The organism is Bacteroides caecimuris (assembly GCF_001688725.2).
GTDB classification, from domain to species: domain Bacteria; phylum Bacteroidota; class Bacteroidia; order Bacteroidales; family Bacteroidaceae; genus Bacteroides; species Bacteroides caecimuris.
Genome location: NZ_CP015401.2, coordinates 276,690 through 298,901 on the forward strand (window position 1 = coordinate 276,690; position 22,212 = coordinate 298,901).

Below are 22,212 nucleotides of genomic sequence, written 5' to 3' on the forward strand. Positions count from 1 at the left end.
GAAATAAGAAGCAAGGATGAAAGCTATACATATAAAAATATTGGCTGTTTGCCTGATAAGTGTAGTAGTATCGGCATGTTCGGTGACGAAACATCTCCCCGAAGGGGAAGTGCTTTATACCGGAAGCAAGACTGTCATATTGAATAAATCGACAACGCCCGTAGGAGTAACGGCTCTGACGGAAATAAATGCAGCCCTTGATAAAACACCCAGTACGAAGATGCTTGGCGGTATGTTGCCTATTCCCTTTAAAATGTGGATGTACAATAACTTCGTGAAATACAAGAAGGGATTCGGCAAATGGATGTTCAATCGTTTTGCCGCAAACCCGCCCGTGTTTATTTCTACGGTCAATCCGGAAGTGCGTGTGAAGGTGACTACCAACTTACTGCGTGATTATGGCTATTTCAATGGCAAGGTAGCCTATGAAACGATTGTTGACAAGCAAGACAGTCTGAAGGCAGGCATTGTCTATACGGTGGATATGAAAAATCCTTATTTTATTGATACGGTGTATTATCAGCGTTTCACTCCCCAGACTCTGCGGATTATGGAGCGAGGGCGTCGGATGTCTTATATCAGTCCGGGCGAACAGTTCAATGTAGTAGACTTGGACGAAGAACGTACCCGCATCAGCACTTTATTACGTAATCGTGGATATTTTTATTTCCGTCCTGACTATATGACTTATCAGGCGGATACTACTTTGATACCCGGTGGGCATATCAGCCTTCGCCTGATTCCCGTCCCTGGATTGCCTGCCGCGGCACAACGTCCTTATTACTTAGGCGATGCCTCTGTCTATTTGTTTGGAAAGAACGGAGAAGCCCCGGATGACAGCATGATGTACAAGAACCTGAATATTCACTATTACAAGAAATTGCAGGTTCGCCCTAATATGCTTTATCGTTGGCTCAATTATCAGCAGTTTGTACGCAACGCGCAAATGCGTGCTTCCAACCGTACCCGGCTTTACAGCCAGTATCGCCAGGAACAGGTACAGGAAAAACTCAGTCAGTTAGGGATATTCAGCTATATGGATATACAATACGCCCCCAAAGATACGACAGCTGTCTGTGATACGTTGGACATTACAATGCAGGCGACTTTTGCCAAACCTTTGGATGCGGAACTGGAACTGAACGTAGTAACTAAAAGTAATGACCAAACCGGTCCCGGCGCCTCATTCGGTGTCACCCGGAATAATGTGTTCGGTGGCGGTGAAAGCTGGAATGTAAAACTGAAAGGTTCTTACGAATGGCAGACCGGCGGTGGAGAGAAAAGTTCGTTGATGAACAGTTGGGAAATGGGTATATCCACTTCTTTGACTTTTCCGAGAGTCGTTTTCCCGCGTTTCAGTAAAAGGGAATTTGACTTTCCCGCCACGACTACTTTCCGTCTGTATATCGACCAACTGAACCGGGCTAGATACTACAAACTGTTATCCTTCGGCGGAAACGCGACCTACGATTTCCAACCGACACGTACCAGCCGTCACAGTATCACGCCTTTCAAACTGACATTCAACGTACTCCAGCACCAGTCGGAAGAGTTTAAAAAGATTGCCGCTGACAATCCTGCGTTATATGTCAGTCTTGACAATCAGTTCATTCCGGCCATGGAGTACACCTATACGTATGATAACGCGTCTGTGCGTAGAGTGAAGAATCCTATCTGGTGGCAATCTACCGTAACTTCTGCCGGAAACGTGACCGCTACCATCTACCGGGCTTGCGGCCGGCCGTACAACGAGGAAGGAAAGAAACTTCTGGGTGCCCCCTTCTCCCAGTTTATGAAATTCAATACGGAATTTCGCCATCTGTGGAATATAGACAAGAATAATAAGCTTGCCTCTCGTGTAGCCTTGGGTGCTCTTTTCGCATACGGAAACGCTACGATTGCCCCATACAGCGAACAATTCTATGTCGGTGGTGCCAACAGTATCCGTGCTTTTACAGTGCGTAGTATCGGTCCCGGTGGCTATCATCCGAAAGACAGCAAATATTCTTATCTTGACCAGACAGGTACATTCCGCTTCGAGGCAAACGTCGAGTATCGTTTCCGCATCTTCAAGAGTATCTGGGGAGCTACCTTCCTCGATGCCGGCAACGTCTGGCTGATGCGCAAGGATGAGGCACGTCCCGACTCGCAGCTCCGTCTGAAAACTTTCCCGAAACAGATTGCTTTAGGAACAGGTGTCGGCTTCCGCTACGATATGGATATCCTCGTCTTCCGTCTTGACTTCGGTATTCCTTTGCATCTGCCGTATGACACGGAACGAAGTGGCTATTACAATGTTACCGGAGCCTTCTTTAAGAATCTGGGAATACATTTTGCTATCGGGTATCCGTTCTGATTATAAATTCAGTAACTTCAAAGATACGATGAGAATAAGTCTTATTTCATCATTTGTTTTTTGAGAAAAATGTTGGCGTAGTAATGTAATGAACTGCGCCTTTCTTTTTTTTACGGCACTTTCGGAAATGTTAAGGAGATTGGCTATTTCAGCATTCTTCATACCTTGTTCGAAACTCAGTTCAAACAGCTCCTGGAATTTCTTTGGTAATTGTCCTATTGCATTCCAAAGTATGTCTAATGTTTCTTGTTCGATCAGGCTGTTGAGGAAGTTTTCATCCTCTTCGTCTTTTGTATAGGCAGACAGGTAGTTTTCTTTTGCTGCTTGGCGGCGTAGGAGTGATATGGTTGCGTTATAAATGCAGGAATATAGGAAAGATTTGAAGGCAAACGTGGAGGCTAATGAATCTTTGTGGAGGTATGTTTGGTAAATTGCATCTTGTACGCAGTCTTCTGCCAGAAATGCATAGTCTTTTCCTAAATGCCTTCCAGCATATATTAAAAGTTGAGGATACATTTTTCGGTAAAACGTATCGATTTTGCCTGCTTTAAAATCTTTAAATATCTGCTCCATCTATTTGCTTGCACATAATCTACAGATACAAAAGTAATCATAAAATAATCTTTTTCTAACTTTTCTTTAGTTTTTTCTTCTTTTTGGTGTCCTTTTTTTAATCGTTTGCGTTATAGCTGAAAACAATGTAAATATGGAAGAAAAATATATAAAGCGTATTGCTGTGTTGATTGGCAGAGAATTAACCGGTAAAATAACAGAATATGAACGTGGAATGTTGGCCGAATGGCGTAGGCAGAGTGATAAGAATGAACAACTTTATCAAAGGCTGACTGATAAGGAACGTTTAGCTCAAGAATACAGACAGATGAAATCGGTTGGGATAGAACGTCCGTTGGCAGACATGAAAGGGCGGATAGCTCGTTTGACTGTTCGTTCGGAACGTGCAAAACTTATTTTCCGGTTATGGGCGGGAGTTGCCGCAATTGTTTTATTGATACTTGTTTGGAAAGGGAATGGGTGGATATATCATTCGGCTTTTATGGAGGAAAAGGGATTACAGGCTGATGAGATTCGTCCTGGTCAGACACAGGCTACCCTGATTTTGAGTACCGGTGAAAATATTACACTGGATTCAGACACACTTATCACCGGTCAAAAGAAGATGTGCTCTGCTGTTCGGGCACAATCTGTTTCTTCCCCGACTGTTTCGGGGACGGAGAAAGTGAAAGCAAAAGCAAAAGCAAACATCCTGATTACTCCAAGAGGAGGGGAGTTTAAGATTGTTTTGGAAGACGGGACAGAAGTATGGCTCAATGCTGAGTCCAAACTTACATATCCCGAAACCTTCGGGAATGCGGAACGAAGAGTGGCTGTTCGGGGAGAAGCTTATTTTAAAGTACATAAAGATCTGGAGAAACCTTTCTACATAGAAACGGACGGGCAATTGATACGGGTCTATGGAACAGAATTTAATGTTCGCTCTTACGAAGAGGATGAGACGGTTTGTACTACTCTTGTCGAAGGAAGTATCTCTATTCGACCAGTCGGAACAGGGCAGGGGGAGTTGGTGCTTGCTCCTAATCACCAGTCGTTATTCAATAAAAAGGATGCGACAGCCTGTCTGCGTACAGTCAATCCGGAAGTGTTCGTTAGTTGGAAAAACGGTATGTTTGTGTTCGAAGAGCAGAATCTGGAACAAATCATGTGTACATTGAGCCGATGGTATAATTTTACTTATACATTTAAGGATGAAAGCCTGAAAGAGACGGTGTTTATGGGAAGTATCCCACGTTATGCAGAATTTGATGATGTGATTCATATTCTTGAAAAAAGCGGCGGAATAAAACTAGAGATGAAAGGACAAAACATAATTCTGTCAAAGAGATAACTACTATTATATACGTTTCATTAAAAATAGACATTATGTTAGCATGTAAAAAGCGTTTTGTTTGCCGGACTATATTGGTCTTGCTTATCGCTTTTCCCCTGAAAGGATTGGCACAGAGTCTGGATGTCAGTTACGACAAACAGCCTATTGAGAGAGTTATTGCCGACTTAAAGAAAAAGACGGATTACGACTTTGTTTATCAGAAGCAAGTATTGGAAAATGTGCCGTATGTTTCGGGTTCATATACCGGAATGACTATTAGTCAGATTCTCGACAAACTGTTGTATGGGACAGGACTTGAATATAGTATTGTGAAAAGCACGATTATTATCCGAAAGTCCGAACCTGTCTCCCGGAATCATAAGAGAATTGCCGGCAAGGTGGTGGGAGAAGAGGGAGAAACATTACCTGGCGTGCACGTGCATCTCAAGCACACGAATGTAGGCACCACAACCAATGTGGATGGTGAGTTTAGTATAATGGTTAGTGGGACGGAACCGATTCTTCAGTTCAGCTATGTAGGTATGGAAAAACGGGAGATACGTGTAACTGATCGGACAGGGGATTTCCTTCATGTGAAACTGACCGGCAATACGTCGGTTATAGATGAAGTGGTGGTGACCGGATATCAAGCCATGAACCGGCGTGAATTGGCAAGTGCCATTGCCACGGTTAAAGCGGAAGACGTTATTGCTCCCGAAGCTATGAGTATCGACCAGATGCTACAAGGAAAAATTCCCGGAATGACGGTGATGACACAGTCGGGTGAGCCGAGTAGTACACCGACCATCCGAATTCGCGGTAATTCGACCATCAATGGTAATAAGGCTCCAGTTTGGGTGGTAGACGGGGTGATTATGTCTGATGTAGTGCCATTTACGGCTTCTGATCTAAATAGCCCTGATGCTGCTTATCTGATAGGCAATAGTATCTCCGGATTGAGTCCGCAGGATATTGAAAGTATTAGTGTTTTGAAAGATGCGTCGGCTACTGCCATTTATGGGGTGAAGGCGGCAAATGGGGTGATTGTGGTCACTACCAAGCGGGGAACTGTATCTGCTCCGGTGGTGACGTATGATGCGGCTGTTAATGTAAACACCCGCCCTCGTTATAGTCAGTTTGATCTGATGAATTCTCAGGAGAGAGTGCAGCTTTCGCAGGATATTTATGAGGCGCGTCTGGAGTATCCGCGTGTTCCTATTCAGGAGAGTTATGAAGGCGCGTTGCAGCAGTTGATTAATAAAAAAATCAGCCAGAGTGAATTCACATCACTTGTCGGGAAATATGAAACAATGAACAGCGATTGGTTCAAGGCACTGTTTCGCCCTGTTGTAACACAGAATCACAATGTGTCCGTGACCGGTGGAACGGAAAAAGTACGTTATTATACTTCATTGAGCTATAACAATAGTCCTGGTATTGCGAAGAAATCAGAAAGCGAGCGTTTTACGGGGCTGAGCAAGTTGTATTTTAAAATCAACCGTATTTTTGATGTAGACCTCAAAATGGAAATCAGCAATCAGAATAATGAGGGATACTCTTCAATTAATCCGTTTTCTTATGCTTTTAATACGTCGCGTGCCATCCCTATTTACGGTGATAACGGTGAACTGTATTTTTATGCAAAAGGTGGAGTTGCTCCTGATTATATTACATACAATGTGTTAAATGAACTGGATCAGACTGGGCGGAAAAATAATACCCGTCGTCTGGGCGGAGTAATGAATTTCAATGCACGTCTGTTTAAGGGGCTTACTTATACTGGGACGGTTTCTTATTATTGGAATGATAACCGTACCACCTCCTGGGCTACTGACCACTCTTATGAGGTCGGTAGCATACGTCAGTATGATTATGGAAAATATCAGAAAGGGGATACGGAGTATGAACGTTCCAGCCTGCCGTTTGGTGGAAAATTACAGGAAGATTTCATGCAAGGTCGCTCTTATACAATCCGGAATACGCTGAATTATGTCAATACGTTTGCTGAGCAACATAGTGTCAACTTGTTTGGTGGTATTGAGATCCGTTCGGAGAAGTATAGTGGAAACAATGTACTGTCTTATGGCTGGGACCCCAACTACGGGCAGTCTGTTTCTCCTGTATTTACTTCTTCATATATATCTTTGGCAACGAACGGGCTGTTTAGCCCTGTGATTACGGAACGAGTAACGCAGATTGCTTCGTATATAGGTTCTGCCAGCTATTGCTATGACGAACGTTATATCTTGAATGCAAACATACGTTCGGACGGTGCTAATAAATTTGGAAGCAATCCTAAGTATCGTTGGTTACCGACATGGTCGCTTGCCGGGAAATGGATTGTGTCCAACGAACGTTTCATGGAAGCTGCCCGCTTTATTGATCATCTTTCTCTTCGTGCTTCCTATGGTTTGCAAGGAAATATCCATGATGATGCGACTCCATACCTGATTGTCTCTATGAATAAGGAAAACCCTGTATCCGGACTCCGTCCCGGTACTATCGAACGGCTTCCGAATCCTGATTTGCGCTGGGAGAAAACGCATTCCTATAATATAGGACTTGATCTTTCATTCTTCAAAAACAGGCTTAATCTGACGCTAGATTATTATCGGAAGAAAACTACCGATCTGATTACAGATATGCAGGTGTCTCCTACCACCGGGCGGAGTTATATGTTTATGAATGCGGGCGAAGCCATTAATAAAGGAATTGAAGGTGTCATTAGTGCCGATCTGATACGTAATAAGACTTTCAGTTGGAATGTTTCTTATAACTTCAGCCATAATACAAATGAAGTGCGTTATGCCTTCGATGCTAATCTGACAGGTAAAGAGGTATACCAACAAATGTTGGCAGGTAATGTCGCTACTATTGGACAGCCGCTTGGGACAATCTATTCGTTCAAGTTTGCCGGGCTTTCGGGTGAGAACGGTTATCCGTTGTTTTATACCACTGACGGGCGAAAGGTACATGACGGTGATTACGAAGCAATGGAATTGGTGCCTTCCGGCAGTATCTATCCTGACTTGTCCGGTGGATTTGACACTCGTCTCACTTATAAGAATAATCTTAGCCTTTCCATCGGTTTCAGTTACCAACTGGGAGCTGTCAAACGTCTGCCGTCTATTTATAACAAAGCGGAAAAAGCATTCGACCCTTCCGCCAATCTGCCCAAAGTCCTGGCAAACCGTTGGAAGCAACCTGGTGATGAACAGTTTACTAATATTCCTGCATTATATGATAAAAAAATTGCAGATGGATTCCCGGATGAACTGAGAGGTTTCTATGATAATAATCGAAATTCGGATGTGATGATGCCTGAAATGTATGATATGAGCGACTTGCGTATAGCAAAGAATGATTTTTTGCGTTTGCGCAATGTGACGCTTAGCTATCGCTTGCCCGGCAGTGTACTGAATAAACTAAATGTAAAAGAGATGACCATACGTTTGCAGGGAAGCAACCTGAAGACTTGGGCTCCCAAAGCGTGGGACGGACTCGACCCCACGACAGCGTATGCTAATATGCCTTTGATGCCAAGTTACAGTGTGGGGGTCAGCATTACATTTTAAATTAACAACAAAATAAAAGTGAGTATATTATGAAAATAAAATTATATCCTGTAATAGGGAGCTTGGCTTTGGCAGTTGTGACAATCGCTTGTTCCGATTATTTGAACGAGAGTTCCGGTGATTTGCTGATTCCGGAAAAGGTGGAAGAATTTCAGTCCGTTCTCTACGGTGAAGGATATCCTGACTCATATACGGATGATGTGGAATGGATGGATCTGATGACGGATGATGTAGAAATATCTCCGTGTGCAGCTGCTGAAAGTATGCAGGTTGAGGGGGACGCTACTTCTTTGATTGCTACTGGACGGGGAGCATTCTGCTGGGCGTATGATATCGAATATTACTTGGTAAATTATGGCAGTCCTTATGAAAACCGTTATAAAAATATAATGGCGTGCAATACAGTTATAGAGGTCGGCGAAGATATGCTAGGTGACAAGGCAAGCGTGCATTCATGTCTGGCTCAAGCGTATACGTTGCGTGCTTTTAATTACTTTTGTCTGGTTAATTGGTACGGGCTTCCTTACAATGAATTGACGGCTGATACAGATATGGGAGTGGCTGTCAGACTGGAAAGTAAAGTGAGTCGTGACCAGCCGCGACGTTCGACGGTAGCACAAGTATATAAGCAGATAAATGAAGACTTGGATACAGCTTTAAAGCTGTTTGAAACGGCTCAACCAACCAAAAGCATATTTGTTGTATCCAAGAAAGCAGCTTTGTTGCTAAAAACTCGTGTGGCGTTATACACCCGGCAGTGGGATGAGGTCATTCGCTATGGCGAACTTCTGAAGGAGGAAGGTATCAAGCTGTATGATATAAGTGCGTTAACAGCCGACGATATGAGCAATCGGATTTCCAAATTCGTATTCCTGACCAGTAAGAATCCGGAGGTGTTGTTCACATTCGGAAATGCGGCAATGGGGTATCATTCTTTCATGGATTTAATTAAAGGAGCTATATTCGTACCTTCTCAAACAGAGGAAAACGACTTGATTCGCATTTATGAAGAGGGAGATAATCGTATGTATGCTTTTTTTATGCAGGATTACATTGATTATGATGCGGATTGGGATATGTATTGGGCGTATGATGATTATCGGAAGATTCCATTCAAACATTATGATATCAATGCCAACAGACAGTGCTATACTCAGGCATTCCGCAGTGCCGAAATTTGGCTGAACATGGCTGAGGCGTATGTACATCGAAATACAGGCAATGATAAGGAGGCTGCTGTTACTTTATTGAATGAGCTGAGAAAATGCCGTTTCACTGCCGGACAATATCAAGAACTGAGTGCTTCCGATTTTACCGATGCAGAAGCTCTTCTTCAATTTGTTCGAGACGAACGCCGGCGTGAATTTTGCTTCGAAGAAACTCACCGTTGGAATGATTTACGGCGCTATGGTATGCCGCGCATTGAACATAAACTTTATGTGACAAGTACCTCTGCACCGGAAACTTTCGTGCTTGAACAGGGAGACAAGAACTATACACTTGCCTTGCCTAAGAGTGAAACATCTTATAGTACCGAAATTGAGGTTTACGACCGCAGAGTAATTAATGCACAATAATAACCATATATGATGAAAATGGATATGAAAAAAATAATGATATACCTTTTGTCCGGTCTGTTGTTACTGACCGGTTGTTCGGAAGAAGAACTTACGTCCCAATTGGATACGACTCCCGAATACGAGAAAATACTGGCTGTTGATGAAAACGCTTCGCAAGCAGACAAGACTATTTATGAATGGTATAAGAAATACAATACGGCATTCCTTTATAAGTTTGATGATAAAGACGTGCACTGGCTATGGAGCGGTACTTTCGTATGCTACTACGAGCCTTGGGATGTGGAGAGTGAGGAAGATATGGCTATGTTGGAAGAACAACTGGCAGTGATAGAGACTAATTTACTTTCCAAATATAGTGAAGAGACGCTTCGGCAATCGCTCCCTTACAAAGTATTTTTGATGAAGGAGTTGCGATCGAGAGATTCTTCGTTGTCGTCCGCATGGACAACAGCGCTTTCTAATGGGCAGGATGCGATGTTGGTGGGGTATATGCAAAAGAGCGGTTCTCCTTTTGCCAACAGTAAGTTCGATTCCGAATTAGGCAATATCTTTAGTACGTTTTTCTTTAATAGTTTGAACAAGCGTCCCGATAAGTTCTTTGAAAGCCGGATACCTGTAAAATACAGTCTTCTTACCTGTCCGGAAGACCCGGCGATAGAGGAAGAGCAGAAGATAAAACCGGATTTTGATAATCCGGATCATGTAGCCAACGTATGCGGCTATATTGTCGGATACCTTTCAGCACGTACGCGTCTGCCTAATGAGATACAGGATTATGCCGACTATCTGACTTTCCTGACGAAAAATCCAGGAAGTGAAATACGGAAAATTACAGGTTTTTATTGGCGGATTGCCTGGCGGGCTACTCTCTTTATAGAATACTGTATGGAGGCCAATGGGGAAGACTTGATAGCTGTGCAGAATGCGGCATTTCCGGATGATAAGGTAACGATGGATGATTTTAAGTATTAATACATATATTTTTCAACGATGAAGAAACTTATTTTTTTGTGTATGCTGTTGATGGGACATCTCACATTATCGACAGCACAGGAAAATGCGGGTGGTGGAATCCTTTTTCATGAAAACGAACCGTGGAAAGAGATAATAGCCCTTGCACAGAAAGAGAATAAATTGATATTCATGGATTGTTATACCAGTTGGTGTGGACCTTGCAAAGCATTGTCGAAGAACGTATTCACTCAGAAGAAAGTGGGGGATTTCTTCAATCCGCAGTTTATCAATGTGAAATATGATATGGAGAAAGGAGACGGGAAAGTGCTTCAAGAGAGATACAAATCGTATATTGTCGGCTATCCTACTTTGTTATTGATTGATAAGAACGGTAAGGTATTGCAGCAAATGGCTGGATATCAGGATGCGGATAAATTGATACAAGGGATACGGAAAGCTGCTAAAGGACGCGATTTGTTTACTCTTGCTGCCGAGTATCAGGCGGGAAACCGGGAACTGACTTTTATGAAAGAATATATCGAAAGTCTGAATGCTGCTTTCTTGCGAGACAGTGTGAATAATATAACCCGTCGGCAACTGACTGTAATAGACCCGAAAGAACTGGATAAAGATGAAGTGTGGGACGTATATGGCACTTACGTGAAGGATGTCCGTTCCGCTGCTTTCGAATATCTGGTGAATAATGCATACCGTTACTATCGGAAGCTGAACCGGGATTATTATAAAATCAATACTCAGCTTCAGTTCTGTTGTGAGAAGGAGCTCCGCTCGCTCTTCAAACTGAATTTCGATGAACAGGGGAAGCCACAAGCTCTGTCGGTCGACACTACTACTGCCCGGAAAGTGATAGCTTATATGCAGAAAGCGGATTTAAACCATCGCGATAGTTATTTGGCTAAACTGTATATTCATCAATTGCTTTTGAAAGGAGAGTATCAAGAGGCATGGGAAAGCATTATGTTGTGTCATCGAATAGGAGTCAGGAGTTTTACGTCAGCAGCGGTACATGATTACATCCGTTTCCTGATTCACTATCCTGTTGGTAAGGTTGCCTTGAAGAATTATTTGAACGTGCTGGAACAGTTCCGCGCTACTGGTGAAAAAGGGGCTTTCAGCTATCATATGTATCGGACGATGGCCGAAATATACCAACAACTCGGTAATGCTAAAAAAGCCAAAGAATTGCAGCAGGCTTATCAGGCTATAGACGGACAACGAATGAAAGAGATCAAAAATTCTATTTAAAATAATAATATGGTTATGAAGATTTTTTTTACTTTATTGCTAATATGTGCTCCTATATGGTTGTCAGCACAGGATTATTGTATTGAAGGTGAGGCGCCGGGTATGGATGGTATGATGATATACCTCAAAGAATACAAAAAGGCACCGATTGATTCGGCAACTGTTGTCGACGGTAAGTTCAGACTTCAGAACAAACTCTTGGAAGTGAAACCGATGATAATCAGCGTGGGCAGGACGCTACAGCATATTTTGCTGGATGAAAATCCCATTTACATTACATGTACTACTGTTTCGCGGAAGGCGGGGGATAAGGTTATTCCTTCTGTCCTCCTTTCTGTGAAAGGAGATGCCGATCAGCATTTGCTGCAGCGAATGAATCAGGTATTGCAAAAGGAAATGCTTGTTATGCTGGCGTTGTCTCTTTCGGGTGAAGAAAAGGACAAGGCTACAAAGGAGACTTTGAATGCGTCTTTTATTCAGGCGAAAGAAGAAAGTAAACAGTTGTATGACAGCATTGTGAACCATAATAAAGATAGTTATGTGAGTGCATTGGTTATTCATGAACATCTATCTAAGGAACGTTCCATTGAAGAACTCGAAATGCTCTATCTACAACTTTCCGATCGTGTGAAGAATGCCGCTCCTGGACAAAAATTGCAACAAGCTTTGGTTTCGATGCGGACAACTGGTATAGGGCAGACTGCTTCTGATTTCACTTTGCAAACTCCTGACGGAAAGGAACTCACCCTTTCCTCTTTGCGCGGTAAGGCGGTATTGCTTGACTTCTGGGCTTCTTGGTGTGGTCCGTGCATTCGTGAAATTCCTGGTGTGAAAAGAGTCTATGAGAAGTATCACGACAAGGGATTTGAAATTCTTTCTGTTTCGTTGGATAATAAAAAGGAGAACTGGACGCAAGCTATTGAGAAGCATCAGTTGCCATGGCTTCATGTATGCTCTCTGAAGGGATGGCAATGTCCGGTAGCCAAGTTATATAATGTATCCGGTGTTCCCATGATGCTGCTTATTGATGCAGAAGGGAAGATTGTAGCGAATCAGTTGCGTGGAGAAAAGATGTTGGATGAGGCTGTCGGGAAAATTTGCAAATAATGTGAGTGCACGTTAAAAATATTGTTCTGGATTCGTGTTGGACGAGGACGGTCGACACGAATCTAGTTGTGATAGTTGGTGGGGATGTGATGTCTATAAGGAAAATACATACATGATGAGTGGGCTCCGCAAGAAACATTGTAAGGAAAAAAACGATGTAATTTTACATACTCTGTTGTGCTTTTCGTATATTTGCAACGAAATCTGATGCCGTTGACATCACTAACCTTTTAATATTACACAATTTATGAAACCAACTTTATTTTTATTGGCAGCCGGTATGGGTAGCCGTTATGGAGGCTTGAAGCAATTAGACGGACTGGGTCCTAATGGCGAAACTATTATGGATTACTCAATCTATGATGCTATCAATGCCGGATTTGGCAAACTTGTATTTGTAATCCGCAAAGATTTTGAACAAGATTTCCGTGATAAAATTATTTCCAAATACGAAGGTCACATTCCTTGCGAACTGGTATTTCAATCAATCAACGATCTTCCAGAAGGCTTTACTTGCCCGGCAGACCGTACCAAACCTTGGGGTACTAACCATGCAGTGATGATGGGCGCTGATGTGATTAAGGAACCGTTTGCAGTGATCAACTGCGATGACTTTTATGGTCGCGATTCTTTCCAGGTAATGGGTAAATTCCTTTCTGCTCTTCCTGAAAATTCAAAGAACGTTTATTCGATGGTAGGTTTCCGTGTAGGAAATACATTGAGTGAAAGCGGTACGGTATCTCGCGGTATCTGTAGTACAGACACTAAAGGATTGTTGACATCTGTAGTAGAACGTACAAAAATCCAACGTATGGACGGTGAAGTGAAGTACATTGATGACAATGGCGAATGGACAGCTACTCCTGACACTACTCCGGTTAGTATGAATTTCTGGGGATTCACTCCTGATTACTTCGCTTACAGCCAGGAATTCTTTAAGGCTTTCCTTAGCGATCCGAAGAATATGGAAAATCTGAAGAGCGAGTTCTTTATCCCATTGATGGTAGATAAATTGATTAATGACGGAACTGCAACGGTTGAGGTGCTCGATACTACCAGCAAGTGGTTCGGTGTTACTTATCCGGAAGACCGTCAGAGCGTAGTAGACAAGATTCAGGCATTGGTTGATGCCGGTGAATATCCTGCTAAGTTGTTCTAAAGAAGAGCTATTGATTAAGATAGAGAGCAGTCATTCATAAGAATGACTGCTTTTTTGTTTTTCATAACGTATCATACTAAGTAGTATCTAATAAATATTCAGTATCTTTGCAGTCCAAAATATTATAAATCAGAAGCAGAAGTGATTTCAGTAGAAGGATTATCAGTAGAATTTAATGCGACGCCGCTTTTTGAGGACGTCAGCTATGTAATTAATAAGAAAGACCGCATTGCGCTGGTCGGCAAAAATGGTGCCGGTAAATCAACCATGCTGAAGATATTGGCAGGTTTGCAGTCACCGACACACGGAGTGGTAGCTACTCCGAAAGATGTAACTATAGGATATTTGCCACAGGTCATGATTCTTTCCGACAACCGGACGGTGATGGGAGAGGCAGAACTGGCATTCGAACATATATTTGAGCTTCAGGCGAAGTTGGAACGGATGAATCAGGAATTGGCGGAACGGACAGACTATGATTCGGAAGAATATCACCAGTTGATAGACCGTTTCACGCATGAAAACGACCGCTTCCTGATGATGGGCGGTACGAACTTTCAGGCGGAAATCGAACGGACACTTCTCGGATTGGGATTCAGCCGGGAAGATTTGGAACGCCCTACTTCGGAATTCTCCGGTGGATGGCGTATGCGTATCGAATTGGCAAAATTGCTTTTACGACGCCCAGACGTGCTTCTGCTCGATGAGCCGACCAATCACCTCGATATAGAAAGTATCCAATGGCTGGAAAACTTTTTGTCTACACGTGCCAATGCTGTCGTATTAGTCAGCCACGATCGTGCGTTCCTGAATAACGTAACTACCCGTACCATCGAAATCACCTGCGGTCAGATTTACGACTACAAAGTGAAGTACGATGAGTTTGTAGTCCTGCGCAAAGAACGCCGTGAACAGCAACTCCGTGCTTACGAAAATCAGCAGAAACAAATACAGGATACGGAAGACTTTATCGAACGCTTCCGTTATAAGGCTACTAAAGCCGTGCAAGTACAAAGCCGTATCAAGCAACTGGAAAAGATAGACCGCATCGAAGTGGACGAAGAAGATAATTCCGCCTTGCGTTTAAAATTCCCTCCAGCCAGCCGTAGCGGAAACTATCCTGTAATTTGCGAAGATGTGCGCAAAGCGTATGGTAGCCATGTCGTTTTCCATGATGTCAACCTGACTATCAACAGGGGAGAGAAAGTGGCTTTCGTTGGGAAGAACGGAGAGGGTAAGTCTACCTTGGTGAAATGTATCATGGACGAGATTGATTTCGAAGGCAAACTAACGATCGGACATAATGTACAAATCGGTTATTTTGCGCAGAACCAAGCACAAATGTTGGATGAGAACCTGACTGTATTTGATACCATCGACCGTGTAGCCACAGGAGATATCCGTCTGAAGATACGTGATATACTGGGAGCTTTCATGTTTGGAGGCGAGGCTTCGGATAAAAAGGTGAAAGTCCTTTCCGGAGGAGAACGTACGCGATTGGCAATGATTAAACTTCTGCTGGAACCCGTAAACCTACTGATTTTGGACGAACCGACCAATCATTTGGATATGCGTTCGAAAGATGTTTTGAAGGAAGCTATCCGCGAATTTGACGGAACTGTGATTCTTGTCAGCCACGACCGTGATTTTCTGGATGGACTTGCGACTAAAGTATATGAGTTTGGTGGTGGACTTGTAAAAGAACACCTCGGAGGCATCTATGAATTCTTGCAAAAGAAAAAGATAGATAGCTTGAACGAGCTTCAGAAAGGAGCAGGATTGTCGGCTTCTCCTACGGCTTCAGCTAAAGGTAATCAACCCGAAACCGTTCAGCCTTCGGAGAATAAGCTCTCTTACGAAGCCCAGAAAGAACTAAATAAGAAGATCAAGAAACTCGAACGCCAGGTGGCGGACTGTGAGGCTTCGATAGAGGAAACCGAATCCGCGATTGCTATCGTAGAAGCGAAGATGGCAACCCCCGAAGGAGCTTCGGACATGCAACTCTATGAACAGCATCAGAAACTGAAGCAGCAGTTGGATGTCATTGTTGAAGAGTGGGAGCGGGTTTCTATGGAACTGGAAGAAGTGAAAAACTAAAATAAAATAATTATTATATTGAATATGAAAGTAACCAAGTATTTACCAATTCTTGCCGTATGCCTTATGACAACAGGATGTAACAGTAAGAAAGAGGCCGTGCTGACGTCCGGTATCGACCTTGCTAATCTGGATACCACGGCTATGCCGGGTACAAGTTTTTATCAATATGCCTGTGGAGGTTGGATAAAAGACCATCCGCTGACAGACGAATATTCACGTTTCGGAACATTCGACATGTTGCGCGAAAACAGCCGCGAGCAATTGAAAGCACTGATTGCCGAACTGGCTGCGAAGACAGATAACGCTCCGGGCAGTGCCGCTCAAAAAGTGGGCGACCTTTACAACATCGCAATGGATAGCGTGAAGCTGAACCAGGAAGGTGTAGCTCCGATTAAGGCTGAACTGGAAGCTATCGACGCACTCAAGGATAAGAACGAAATCTATGCATATATTGCTGAGAGCCAGAAGAAAGGCATCCGTCCTTACTTCACCATGTTTGTAAGTGCGGATGATATGAACAGTTCCATGAATATGGTGCAGACCTATCAGGGCGGTATCGGAATGGGACAGCGTGACTATTATCTGGAGGATGACGAGCAGACTAAAAATATCCGTAATAAATATCAGGAACATATCGCCAAAATGTTCCAGCTGGCAGGTTATGATGAGGCTACTGCACAGAAAGCTGTGAAAGCGGTGATGAATATCGAAACCCGCTTGGCGAAAGCCGCTCGTTCACAAGTGGAATTGCGTGACCCTCATGCCAACTATAACAAGATGGATAGGGCGACGTTGAAAAAGAACTTTCCTACTTTTGACTGGGATACTTATTTCACCGTTTCCGGTTTGAAAGATTTGGAAGAAGTAAACATTGGTCAGCCTGCTGCCATGAAGGAAGTAGCCGATGTGATTAATACCGTATCACTGGACGATCAGAAACTGTACCTCCAATGGGGATTGATAGATGCCGCCGCTTCTTATCTGAGCGACGATTTTGAAGCACAAAACTTCGACTTCTACAGCCGGACAATGTCTGGCAAGAAAGAAATGCAACCTCGCTGGAAACGTTCCGTGAGCACTGTAGATGGTGTACTTGGCGAAGTGGTAGGACAGATGTATGTAGAGAAGTACTTCCCGGCTGCCGCCAAAGAACGTATGGTTACATTGGTGAAGAACCTGCAAACTTCTTTAGGAGAACGTATCAAAGGTCTGGAATGGATGAGTGAGCCGACCAAGGAGAAAGCTTTGGAAAAACTGGCTACCTTCCATGTAAAGATAGGTTACCCGGATAAATGGAAAGATTACTCCGCACTGGAGATTAAAAACGATTCTTACTGGGCAAACATCGAACGTGCCAGCCAATGGGATTACAATGAAATGATTGCCAAAGCCGGCAAGCCGGTCGACAAGGACGAATGGTTGATGACTCCTCAAACAGTGAACGCTTATTATAACCCGACTACCAATGAAATCTGTTTCCCGGCAGCTATCCTGCAACCTCCGTTCTTCGATATGAATGCAGACGATGCTATGAACTACGGTGCAATCGGCGTAGTAATCGGTCATGAGATGACTCATGGATTTGACGATCAGGGACGTCAATATGACAAAGACGGAAACCTGAAAGACTGGTGGACAGAAGAAGATGCTAAAAAGTTTGAGGAACGGGCACAGGTGATGGTTAACTTCTTTGACAGTATTGAAGTGGCTCCGGGCGTACAGGCTAACGGTCAATTGACTTTGGGAGAAAACATTGCCGACCACGGCGGTCTGCAAGTTTCCTACCAGGCATTCAAGAACGCGACAGCTGCCGCTCCTCTCGAAACTGTTGACGGATTTACTCCCGAACAGCGTTTCTTCCTTGCCTACGCTAATGTATGGGCAGGAAATATCCGTCCGGAAGAAATTCTCCGGTTGACCAAACTCGACCCTCACTCGTTAGGCAAATGGCGTGTAGACGGTGCACTTCCTCAAATCGGAACATGGTATGAAGCATTTCATATTACCGAGCAAGACCCGATGTTCGTTCCTAAAGACAAACGTGTGTCTATCTGGTAATAGTTTTTGAATAGAAACCTGCTTTGCGAAGAAGCGTTGATTTTTCATATAGGAGAGTCAACGCTTTTTTTTATTAATTCACACCTTATTTATTACGTACGATAAACAATATTTCGTAACTTTGCACACCAAATACTTAATAAGCAATTCAATGTCAGAGTCTAAAAGAATAAAAACAGCATTGGTATCTGTATACCATAAAGAAGGTTTGGACGAAATTATTACCAAACTTCATGAAGAGGGAGTAGAGTTTTTGTCAACAGGCGGAACTCGTCAGTTTATTGAATCATTGGGATATCCTTGCAAGGCAGTGGAAGATTTGACCACTTATCCTTCTATTCTTGGTGGTAGAGTAAAGACGTTACATCCGAAAATTTTCGGAGGTATTCTTTGTCGTCGCGGTTTGGAACAGGATATGCAACAGATTGAAAAATATGAAATTCCCGAGATAGATCTGGTTATTGTTGATTTGTATCCGTTCGAAGCTACCGTAGCTTCCGGTGCATCTGAAGCAGACATTATTGAAAAAATCGATATAGGCGGAATCTCACTGATTCGTGCCGCTGCCAAGAACTATAACGATGTAATTATCGTAGCTTCTCAAGCTCAATACAAACCATTATTGGATATGTTGATGGAGCACGGCGCTACTTCTTCGCTTGAAGAACGTCGCTGGATGGCCAAAGAAGCATTTGCCGTTTCTTCTCACTACGATTCGGCTATTTTTAACTATTTCGATGCCGGCGAAGGTTCTGCTTTCCGTTGCTCTGTTAATAGCCAGAAGCAGCTTCGTTACGGTGAAAACCCACATCAGAAAGGTTATTTCTACGGAAATCTGGAAGCAATGTTCGACCAGATTCACGGAAAAGAGATCTCTTATAACAATCTTCTCGACATCAACGCAGCCGTTGATCTGATCGACGAATTCAATGATCCCACTTTCGCTATCCTGAAACATAACAACGCTTGCGGATTAGCTTCCCGTGCTACAGTTTTGGAAGCTTGGAAAGACGCATTGGCAGGTGATCCGGTTTCTGCTTTCGGTGGTGTGTTGATTACGAATGGTATCATCGACAAAGAAGCTGCCGAAGAAATCAACAAGATTTTCTTCGAAGTGATTATCGCGCCGGATTATGATGTGGATGCACTCGAAATCCTAGGACAGAAAAAGAACCGCATCATCCTCGTTCGTAAGGAAGCTAAATTGCCTAAGAAACAATTCCGCGCTTTGCTGAATGGCGTATTGGTGCAGGATAAAGATACTAATATTGAAACGGTAGCCAACCTGAAAACCGTGACAGACAAAGCTCCTACTCCGGAAGAAGTAGAAGATATGTTGTTTGCCAACAAAATTGTAAAGAACAGCAAATCCAACGCCATCGTATTGGCAAAAGACAAGCAACTTCTTGCAAGTGGTGTAGGACAGACTTCACGTGTAGATGCATTGAAACAAGCAATTGAAAAAGCCAAATCATTCGGTTTCGACCTGAATGGTGCAGTAATGGCTTCCGATGCCTTCTTCCCATTCCCCGACTGTGTGGAAATTGCAGATAAAGAAGGTATTACGGCGGTTATCCAACCGGGAGGCTCGGTAAAAGACGATTTATCATTTGCTTATTGCAATGAGCACGGTATGGCGATGGTGACTACCGGTATCCGTCATTTTAAACACTAAAGCGATTTACTATTTGACAATTTACAATTTACTATTCAGCCGTTCGGCAATATGGATTTGATTGTCAGATAGTAATAAGTATGTATCAAATAGTAAATAGTAAATTTTCAAATAGTAAATAAAAGAATGGGATTATTTTCTTTTACACAAGAGATAGCAATGGACTTGGGCACAGCCAATACTATCATCATCACGAACGGGAAAATCGTGGTGGATGAGCCTTCGGTTGTAGCTCTGGATCGCCGTACGGAAAAGATGATTGCCGTGGGGGAAAAGGCGAAGATGATGCATGAAAAAACCCACGAAAACATACGTACCATCCGTCCGTTGAGAGACGGAGTGATTGCCGACTTCTATGCCTGCGAGCAGATGATGCGCGGTTTGATAAAGCAGGTGAATACTCGCAACCATTTGTTTTCACCTTCTCTTCGCATGGTGATTGGTGTTCCTTCGGGAAGTACGGAAGTCGAACTCCGTGCTGTCCGTGACTCTGCGGAACATGCCGGCGGTCGTGATGTTTATTTGATTTTCGAACCGATGGCTGCGGCAATCGGTATCGGCATCGACGTGGAAGCTCCGGAAGGAAACATGATTGTTGATATAGGTGGTGGATCTACGGAAATTGCCGTTATCTCTTTGGGAGGTATCGTTTCCAACAACTCCATCCGTACAGCCGGTGATGACCTGACAGAGGATATTCGCGAATATATGAGCCGTCAGCACAATGTGAAAGTCAGCGAGCGTATGGCAGAGCGTATCAAAATCAATGTAGGCGCTGCTTTAACCGAACTGGGTGATGATGCTCCGGAAGATTATATCGTTCATGGTCCGAACCGTATCACAGCTCTTCCGATGGAAGTGCCTGTATGCTATCAGGAAGTAGCTCACTGTTTGGAGAAATCAATTTCAAAGATCGAGACTGCTATCTTGAGTGCATTGGAAAATACACCTCCTGAACTGTATGCCGATATTGTGCACAATGGTATCTATCTCTCTGGAGGTGGTGCATTGCTTCGTGGACTGGATAAGAGATTGACTGATAAGATCAACATTCCTTTCCATATTGCGGAAGATCCTTTGCATGCGGTTGCCAAAGGTACAGGAGTGGCATTGAAGAACGTAGACCGTTTCTCTTTCTTAATGAGATAAACTGGGGATGAGGAATTTATTAAACTTCCTTCTGAAATACAATTACTGGTTCCTCTTTATCTTATTGGAGGTAGCCAGTTTTGTTTTGTTATTTCGGTTCAATCGTTATCAGCAGAGTGCATTCTTCACTTCTGCCAATACGGTTGTGGGGGCGGTTTATGAAGTTTCGGGAGGGATTTCCTCTTATTTTCATCTGAAATCGGTCAACGAAGATCTGTTGGATCGCAACATGGTGCTCGAACAGCAGATTACTAATTTGGAAAAAGCATTAAGAGAGCAGCAGCTCGATTCTATGGCAATCAACAGCATCCGGCAGGTGCCGCAAACGGATTATCAGTTGTTTAAAGCGCATGTGATAAAGAACAGTTTGAATCTGGTTGATAATTATATTACGCTCGATAAAGGTTCCTCTTCCGGTATTCGCTCCGAAATGGGAGTGGTGGACGGTAATGGGATTGTAGGGATTGTTTATGAAACATCTCCTTCCTATTCGGTGGTGATTTCGGTACTGAACAGTAAGTCGAATATCAGTTGCAAGATTATCGGCAGTGATTATTTCGGCTACCTGAAATGGGAACATGGAGATTCGCGCTATGCTTATCTGAAAGACTTGCCTCGTCATGCAGAGTTTAATTTGGGAGATACAGTCGTTACCAGTGGTTTCTCCACCGTCTTTCCCGAAGGTATAATGGTGGGGACGGTAGATGATATGGCCGACTCTAATGACGGACTTTCCTATCTGTTGAAAATCAAGTTGGCTACTGATTTCGGTAAGTTGAGTGACGTTCGGGTGGTAGCCCGGACAGGTCAGGAAGAACAGAAGAAACTTGAAAACAAGGTGATGAAAGAATGATTATTACTTACATACATAGAATTGGATGGTTTATCGGCTTGGTACTTCTTCAGGTGCTAATCCTTAATAGTGTACATATTGCCGGTTATGCTACTCCTTTTCTTTACATCTATTTTATCCTGAAATTCAGCTCCGGCACTTCCCGGAATGAACTGATGTTGTGGGCTTTTTTCTTCGGGCTGACCATTGATATATTTTCCGATACTTCGGGAATGAATGCGGCAGCTACCGTGTTGCTAGCCTTTCTCCGTCCCTCTTTGCTTCGTCTGTTCATGCCCCGTGATAATCCGGACAGTCTTATTCCCTCTTTCAAGACGATGGGAATCAGTCCTTTCTTAAAATATACTACTGCAAGTGTTTTTGCACACAGTCTGGCATTACTCTCCATTGAGTTCTTCTCATTTACCAGCATCTGGCTGTTACTGCTGCGAGTGCTTCTTTGCACTATTCTGACTGTAACCTGTATCATAGCTATAGAAGTGATTAAGAAGTAAC

The 22,212-nt window shown here is 43.3% G+C and carries 15 protein-coding genes; 14 read left to right on the top strand and 1 reads right to left on the bottom strand.

The genetic code is table 11. The features are described from left to right. Window positions 1-16 precede the first annotated feature (16 nt). The gene (tamL, locus tag A4V03_RS01000; protein WP_065537610.1) at window positions 17-2,356 is read left to right on the top strand and encodes a translocation and assembly module lipoprotein TamL; all 2,340 of its coding nucleotides are present in this window, start codon (window positions 17-19) and stop codon (window positions 2,354-2,356) included. Here the strand turns inward: tamL and A4V03_RS01005 are convergent, their stop codons facing one another. Then, complete coding sequence (locus A4V03_RS01005; protein WP_065537611.1) at window positions 2,357-2,929, bottom strand: RNA polymerase sigma factor; 573 nt, start codon at window positions 2,927-2,929, stop codon at window positions 2,357-2,359. Between the two features lie 133 nt (window positions 2,930-3,062). Here A4V03_RS01005 and A4V03_RS01010 point away from each other — a divergent pair, with 133 nt between their 5' ends. The 13 genes from A4V03_RS01010 to mreD all read left to right on the top strand — a co-directional run bounded on the left by A4V03_RS01010 (window position 3,063) and on the right by mreD (window position 22,211). Then, the gene (locus A4V03_RS01010) at window positions 3,063-4,259 is read left to right on the top strand and encodes a FecR family protein (protein ID WP_065537612.1); all 1,197 of its coding nucleotides are present in this window, start codon (window positions 3,063-3,065) and stop codon (window positions 4,257-4,259) included. Between the two features lie 35 nt (window positions 4,260-4,294). Beyond that, the gene (locus A4V03_RS01015; RefSeq protein WP_084081089.1) at window positions 4,295-7,816 is read left to right on the top strand and encodes a SusC/RagA family TonB-linked outer membrane protein; all 3,522 of its coding nucleotides are present in this window, start codon (window positions 4,295-4,297) and stop codon (window positions 7,814-7,816) included. 29 nt (window positions 7,817-7,845) lie between these two features. Then, on the top strand, window positions 7,846-9,393 hold the full coding sequence (locus A4V03_RS01020) for a RagB/SusD family nutrient uptake outer membrane protein (protein ID WP_065537614.1): 1,548 nt from the start codon (window positions 7,846-7,848) through the stop codon (window positions 9,391-9,393). Between the two features lie 24 nt (window positions 9,394-9,417). Then, a complete protein-coding gene (locus tag A4V03_RS01025; RefSeq protein ID WP_141243576.1) occupies window positions 9,418-10,368 on the top strand; it encodes a hypothetical protein in 951 nt (316 codons plus the stop codon). A gap of 18 nt (window positions 10,369-10,386) precedes the next feature. After that, complete coding sequence (locus tag A4V03_RS01030) at window positions 10,387-11,616, top strand: thioredoxin family protein (protein ID WP_065537616.1); 1,230 nt, start codon at window positions 10,387-10,389, stop codon at window positions 11,614-11,616. Between the two features lie 15 nt (window positions 11,617-11,631). Continuing rightward, a complete protein-coding gene (locus A4V03_RS01035; protein WP_158213964.1) occupies window positions 11,632-12,723 on the top strand; it encodes a TlpA disulfide reductase family protein in 1,092 nt (363 codons plus the stop codon). Window positions 12,724-12,970: 247 nt separating this feature from the next. After that, window positions 12,971-13,882 (top strand): nucleotidyltransferase family protein, encoded by a 912-nt coding sequence (locus tag A4V03_RS01040; RefSeq protein ID WP_065537618.1) that lies wholly within the window; start codon window positions 12,971-12,973, stop codon window positions 13,880-13,882. Window positions 13,883-14,023: 141 nt separating this feature from the next. Beyond that, window positions 14,024-15,979, top strand: coding sequence for an ABC-F family ATP-binding cassette domain-containing protein (locus tag A4V03_RS01045; RefSeq protein WP_065537619.1), 1,956 nt, complete (start codon window positions 14,024-14,026; stop codon window positions 15,977-15,979). A gap of 24 nt (window positions 15,980-16,003) precedes the next feature. Beyond that, window positions 16,004-18,040: a M13 family metallopeptidase gene (locus A4V03_RS01050; RefSeq protein WP_065537620.1), complete on the top strand. Its 2,037-nt coding sequence runs from the start codon at window positions 16,004-16,006 to the stop codon at window positions 18,038-18,040. Window positions 18,041-18,191: 151 nt separating this feature from the next. Further along, on the top strand, window positions 18,192-19,715 hold the full coding sequence (gene purH / locus A4V03_RS01055) for a bifunctional phosphoribosylaminoimidazolecarboxamide formyltransferase/IMP cyclohydrolase (RefSeq protein ID WP_065537621.1): 1,524 nt from the start codon (window positions 18,192-18,194) through the stop codon (window positions 19,713-19,715). A gap of 126 nt (window positions 19,716-19,841) precedes the next feature. Then, window positions 19,842-20,864, top strand: coding sequence for a rod shape-determining protein (locus tag A4V03_RS01060; protein WP_065537622.1), 1,023 nt, complete (start codon window positions 19,842-19,844; stop codon window positions 20,862-20,864). Between the two features lie 7 nt (window positions 20,865-20,871). Then, window positions 20,872-21,717 (top strand): rod shape-determining protein MreC, encoded by an 846-nt coding sequence (mreC, locus tag A4V03_RS01065; RefSeq protein WP_065537623.1) that lies wholly within the window; start codon window positions 20,872-20,874, stop codon window positions 21,715-21,717. Continuing rightward, window positions 21,714-22,211 (top strand): rod shape-determining protein MreD, encoded by a 498-nt coding sequence (mreD, locus tag A4V03_RS01070; RefSeq protein WP_065537624.1) that lies wholly within the window; start codon window positions 21,714-21,716, stop codon window positions 22,209-22,211. Before mreC ends, mreD begins: the two co-directional genes overlap by 4 nt. The last annotated feature ends 1 nt before the right edge of the window (window position 22,212 follow it).

Excerpts from the sequence above, each read along its gene's own strand:
- purH (WP_065537621.1), top strand. The coding sequence starts at position 18,192 with ATGTCAGAGTCTAAAAGAATAAAAACAGCATTGGTATCTGTATACCAT.
- mreD (WP_065537624.1), top strand. The coding sequence starts at position 21,714 with ATGATTATTACTTACATACATAGAATTGGATGGTTTATCGGCTTGGTA.
- A4V03_RS01005 (WP_065537611.1), bottom strand. The coding sequence starts at position 2,929 with ATGGAGCAGATATTTAAAGATTTTAAAGCAGGCAAAATCGATACGTTT.
- A4V03_RS01040 (WP_065537618.1), top strand. The coding sequence starts at position 12,971 with ATGAAACCAACTTTATTTTTATTGGCAGCCGGTATGGGTAGCCGTTAT.
- A4V03_RS01030 (WP_065537616.1), top strand. The coding sequence starts at position 10,387 with ATGAAGAAACTTATTTTTTTGTGTATGCTGTTGATGGGACATCTCACA.
- A4V03_RS01020 (WP_065537614.1), top strand. The coding sequence starts at position 7,846 with ATGAAAATAAAATTATATCCTGTAATAGGGAGCTTGGCTTTGGCAGTT.
- mreC (WP_065537623.1), top strand. The coding sequence starts at position 20,872 with ATGAGGAATTTATTAAACTTCCTTCTGAAATACAATTACTGGTTCCTC.
- A4V03_RS01025 (WP_141243576.1), top strand. The coding sequence starts at position 9,418 with ATGAAAAAAATAATGATATACCTTTTGTCCGGTCTGTTGTTACTGACC.
- A4V03_RS01010 (WP_065537612.1), top strand. The coding sequence starts at position 3,063 with ATGGAAGAAAAATATATAAAGCGTATTGCTGTGTTGATTGGCAGAGAA.
- tamL (WP_065537610.1), top strand. The coding sequence starts at position 17 with ATGAAAGCTATACATATAAAAATATTGGCTGTTTGCCTGATAAGTGTA.
- A4V03_RS01060 (WP_065537622.1), top strand. The coding sequence starts at position 19,842 with ATGGGATTATTTTCTTTTACACAAGAGATAGCAATGGACTTGGGCACA.
- A4V03_RS01035 (WP_158213964.1), top strand. The coding sequence starts at position 11,632 with ATGAAGATTTTTTTTACTTTATTGCTAATATGTGCTCCTATATGGTTG.
- A4V03_RS01050 (WP_065537620.1), top strand. The coding sequence starts at position 16,004 with ATGAAAGTAACCAAGTATTTACCAATTCTTGCCGTATGCCTTATGACA.
- A4V03_RS01015 (WP_084081089.1), top strand. The coding sequence starts at position 4,295 with ATGTTAGCATGTAAAAAGCGTTTTGTTTGCCGGACTATATTGGTCTTG.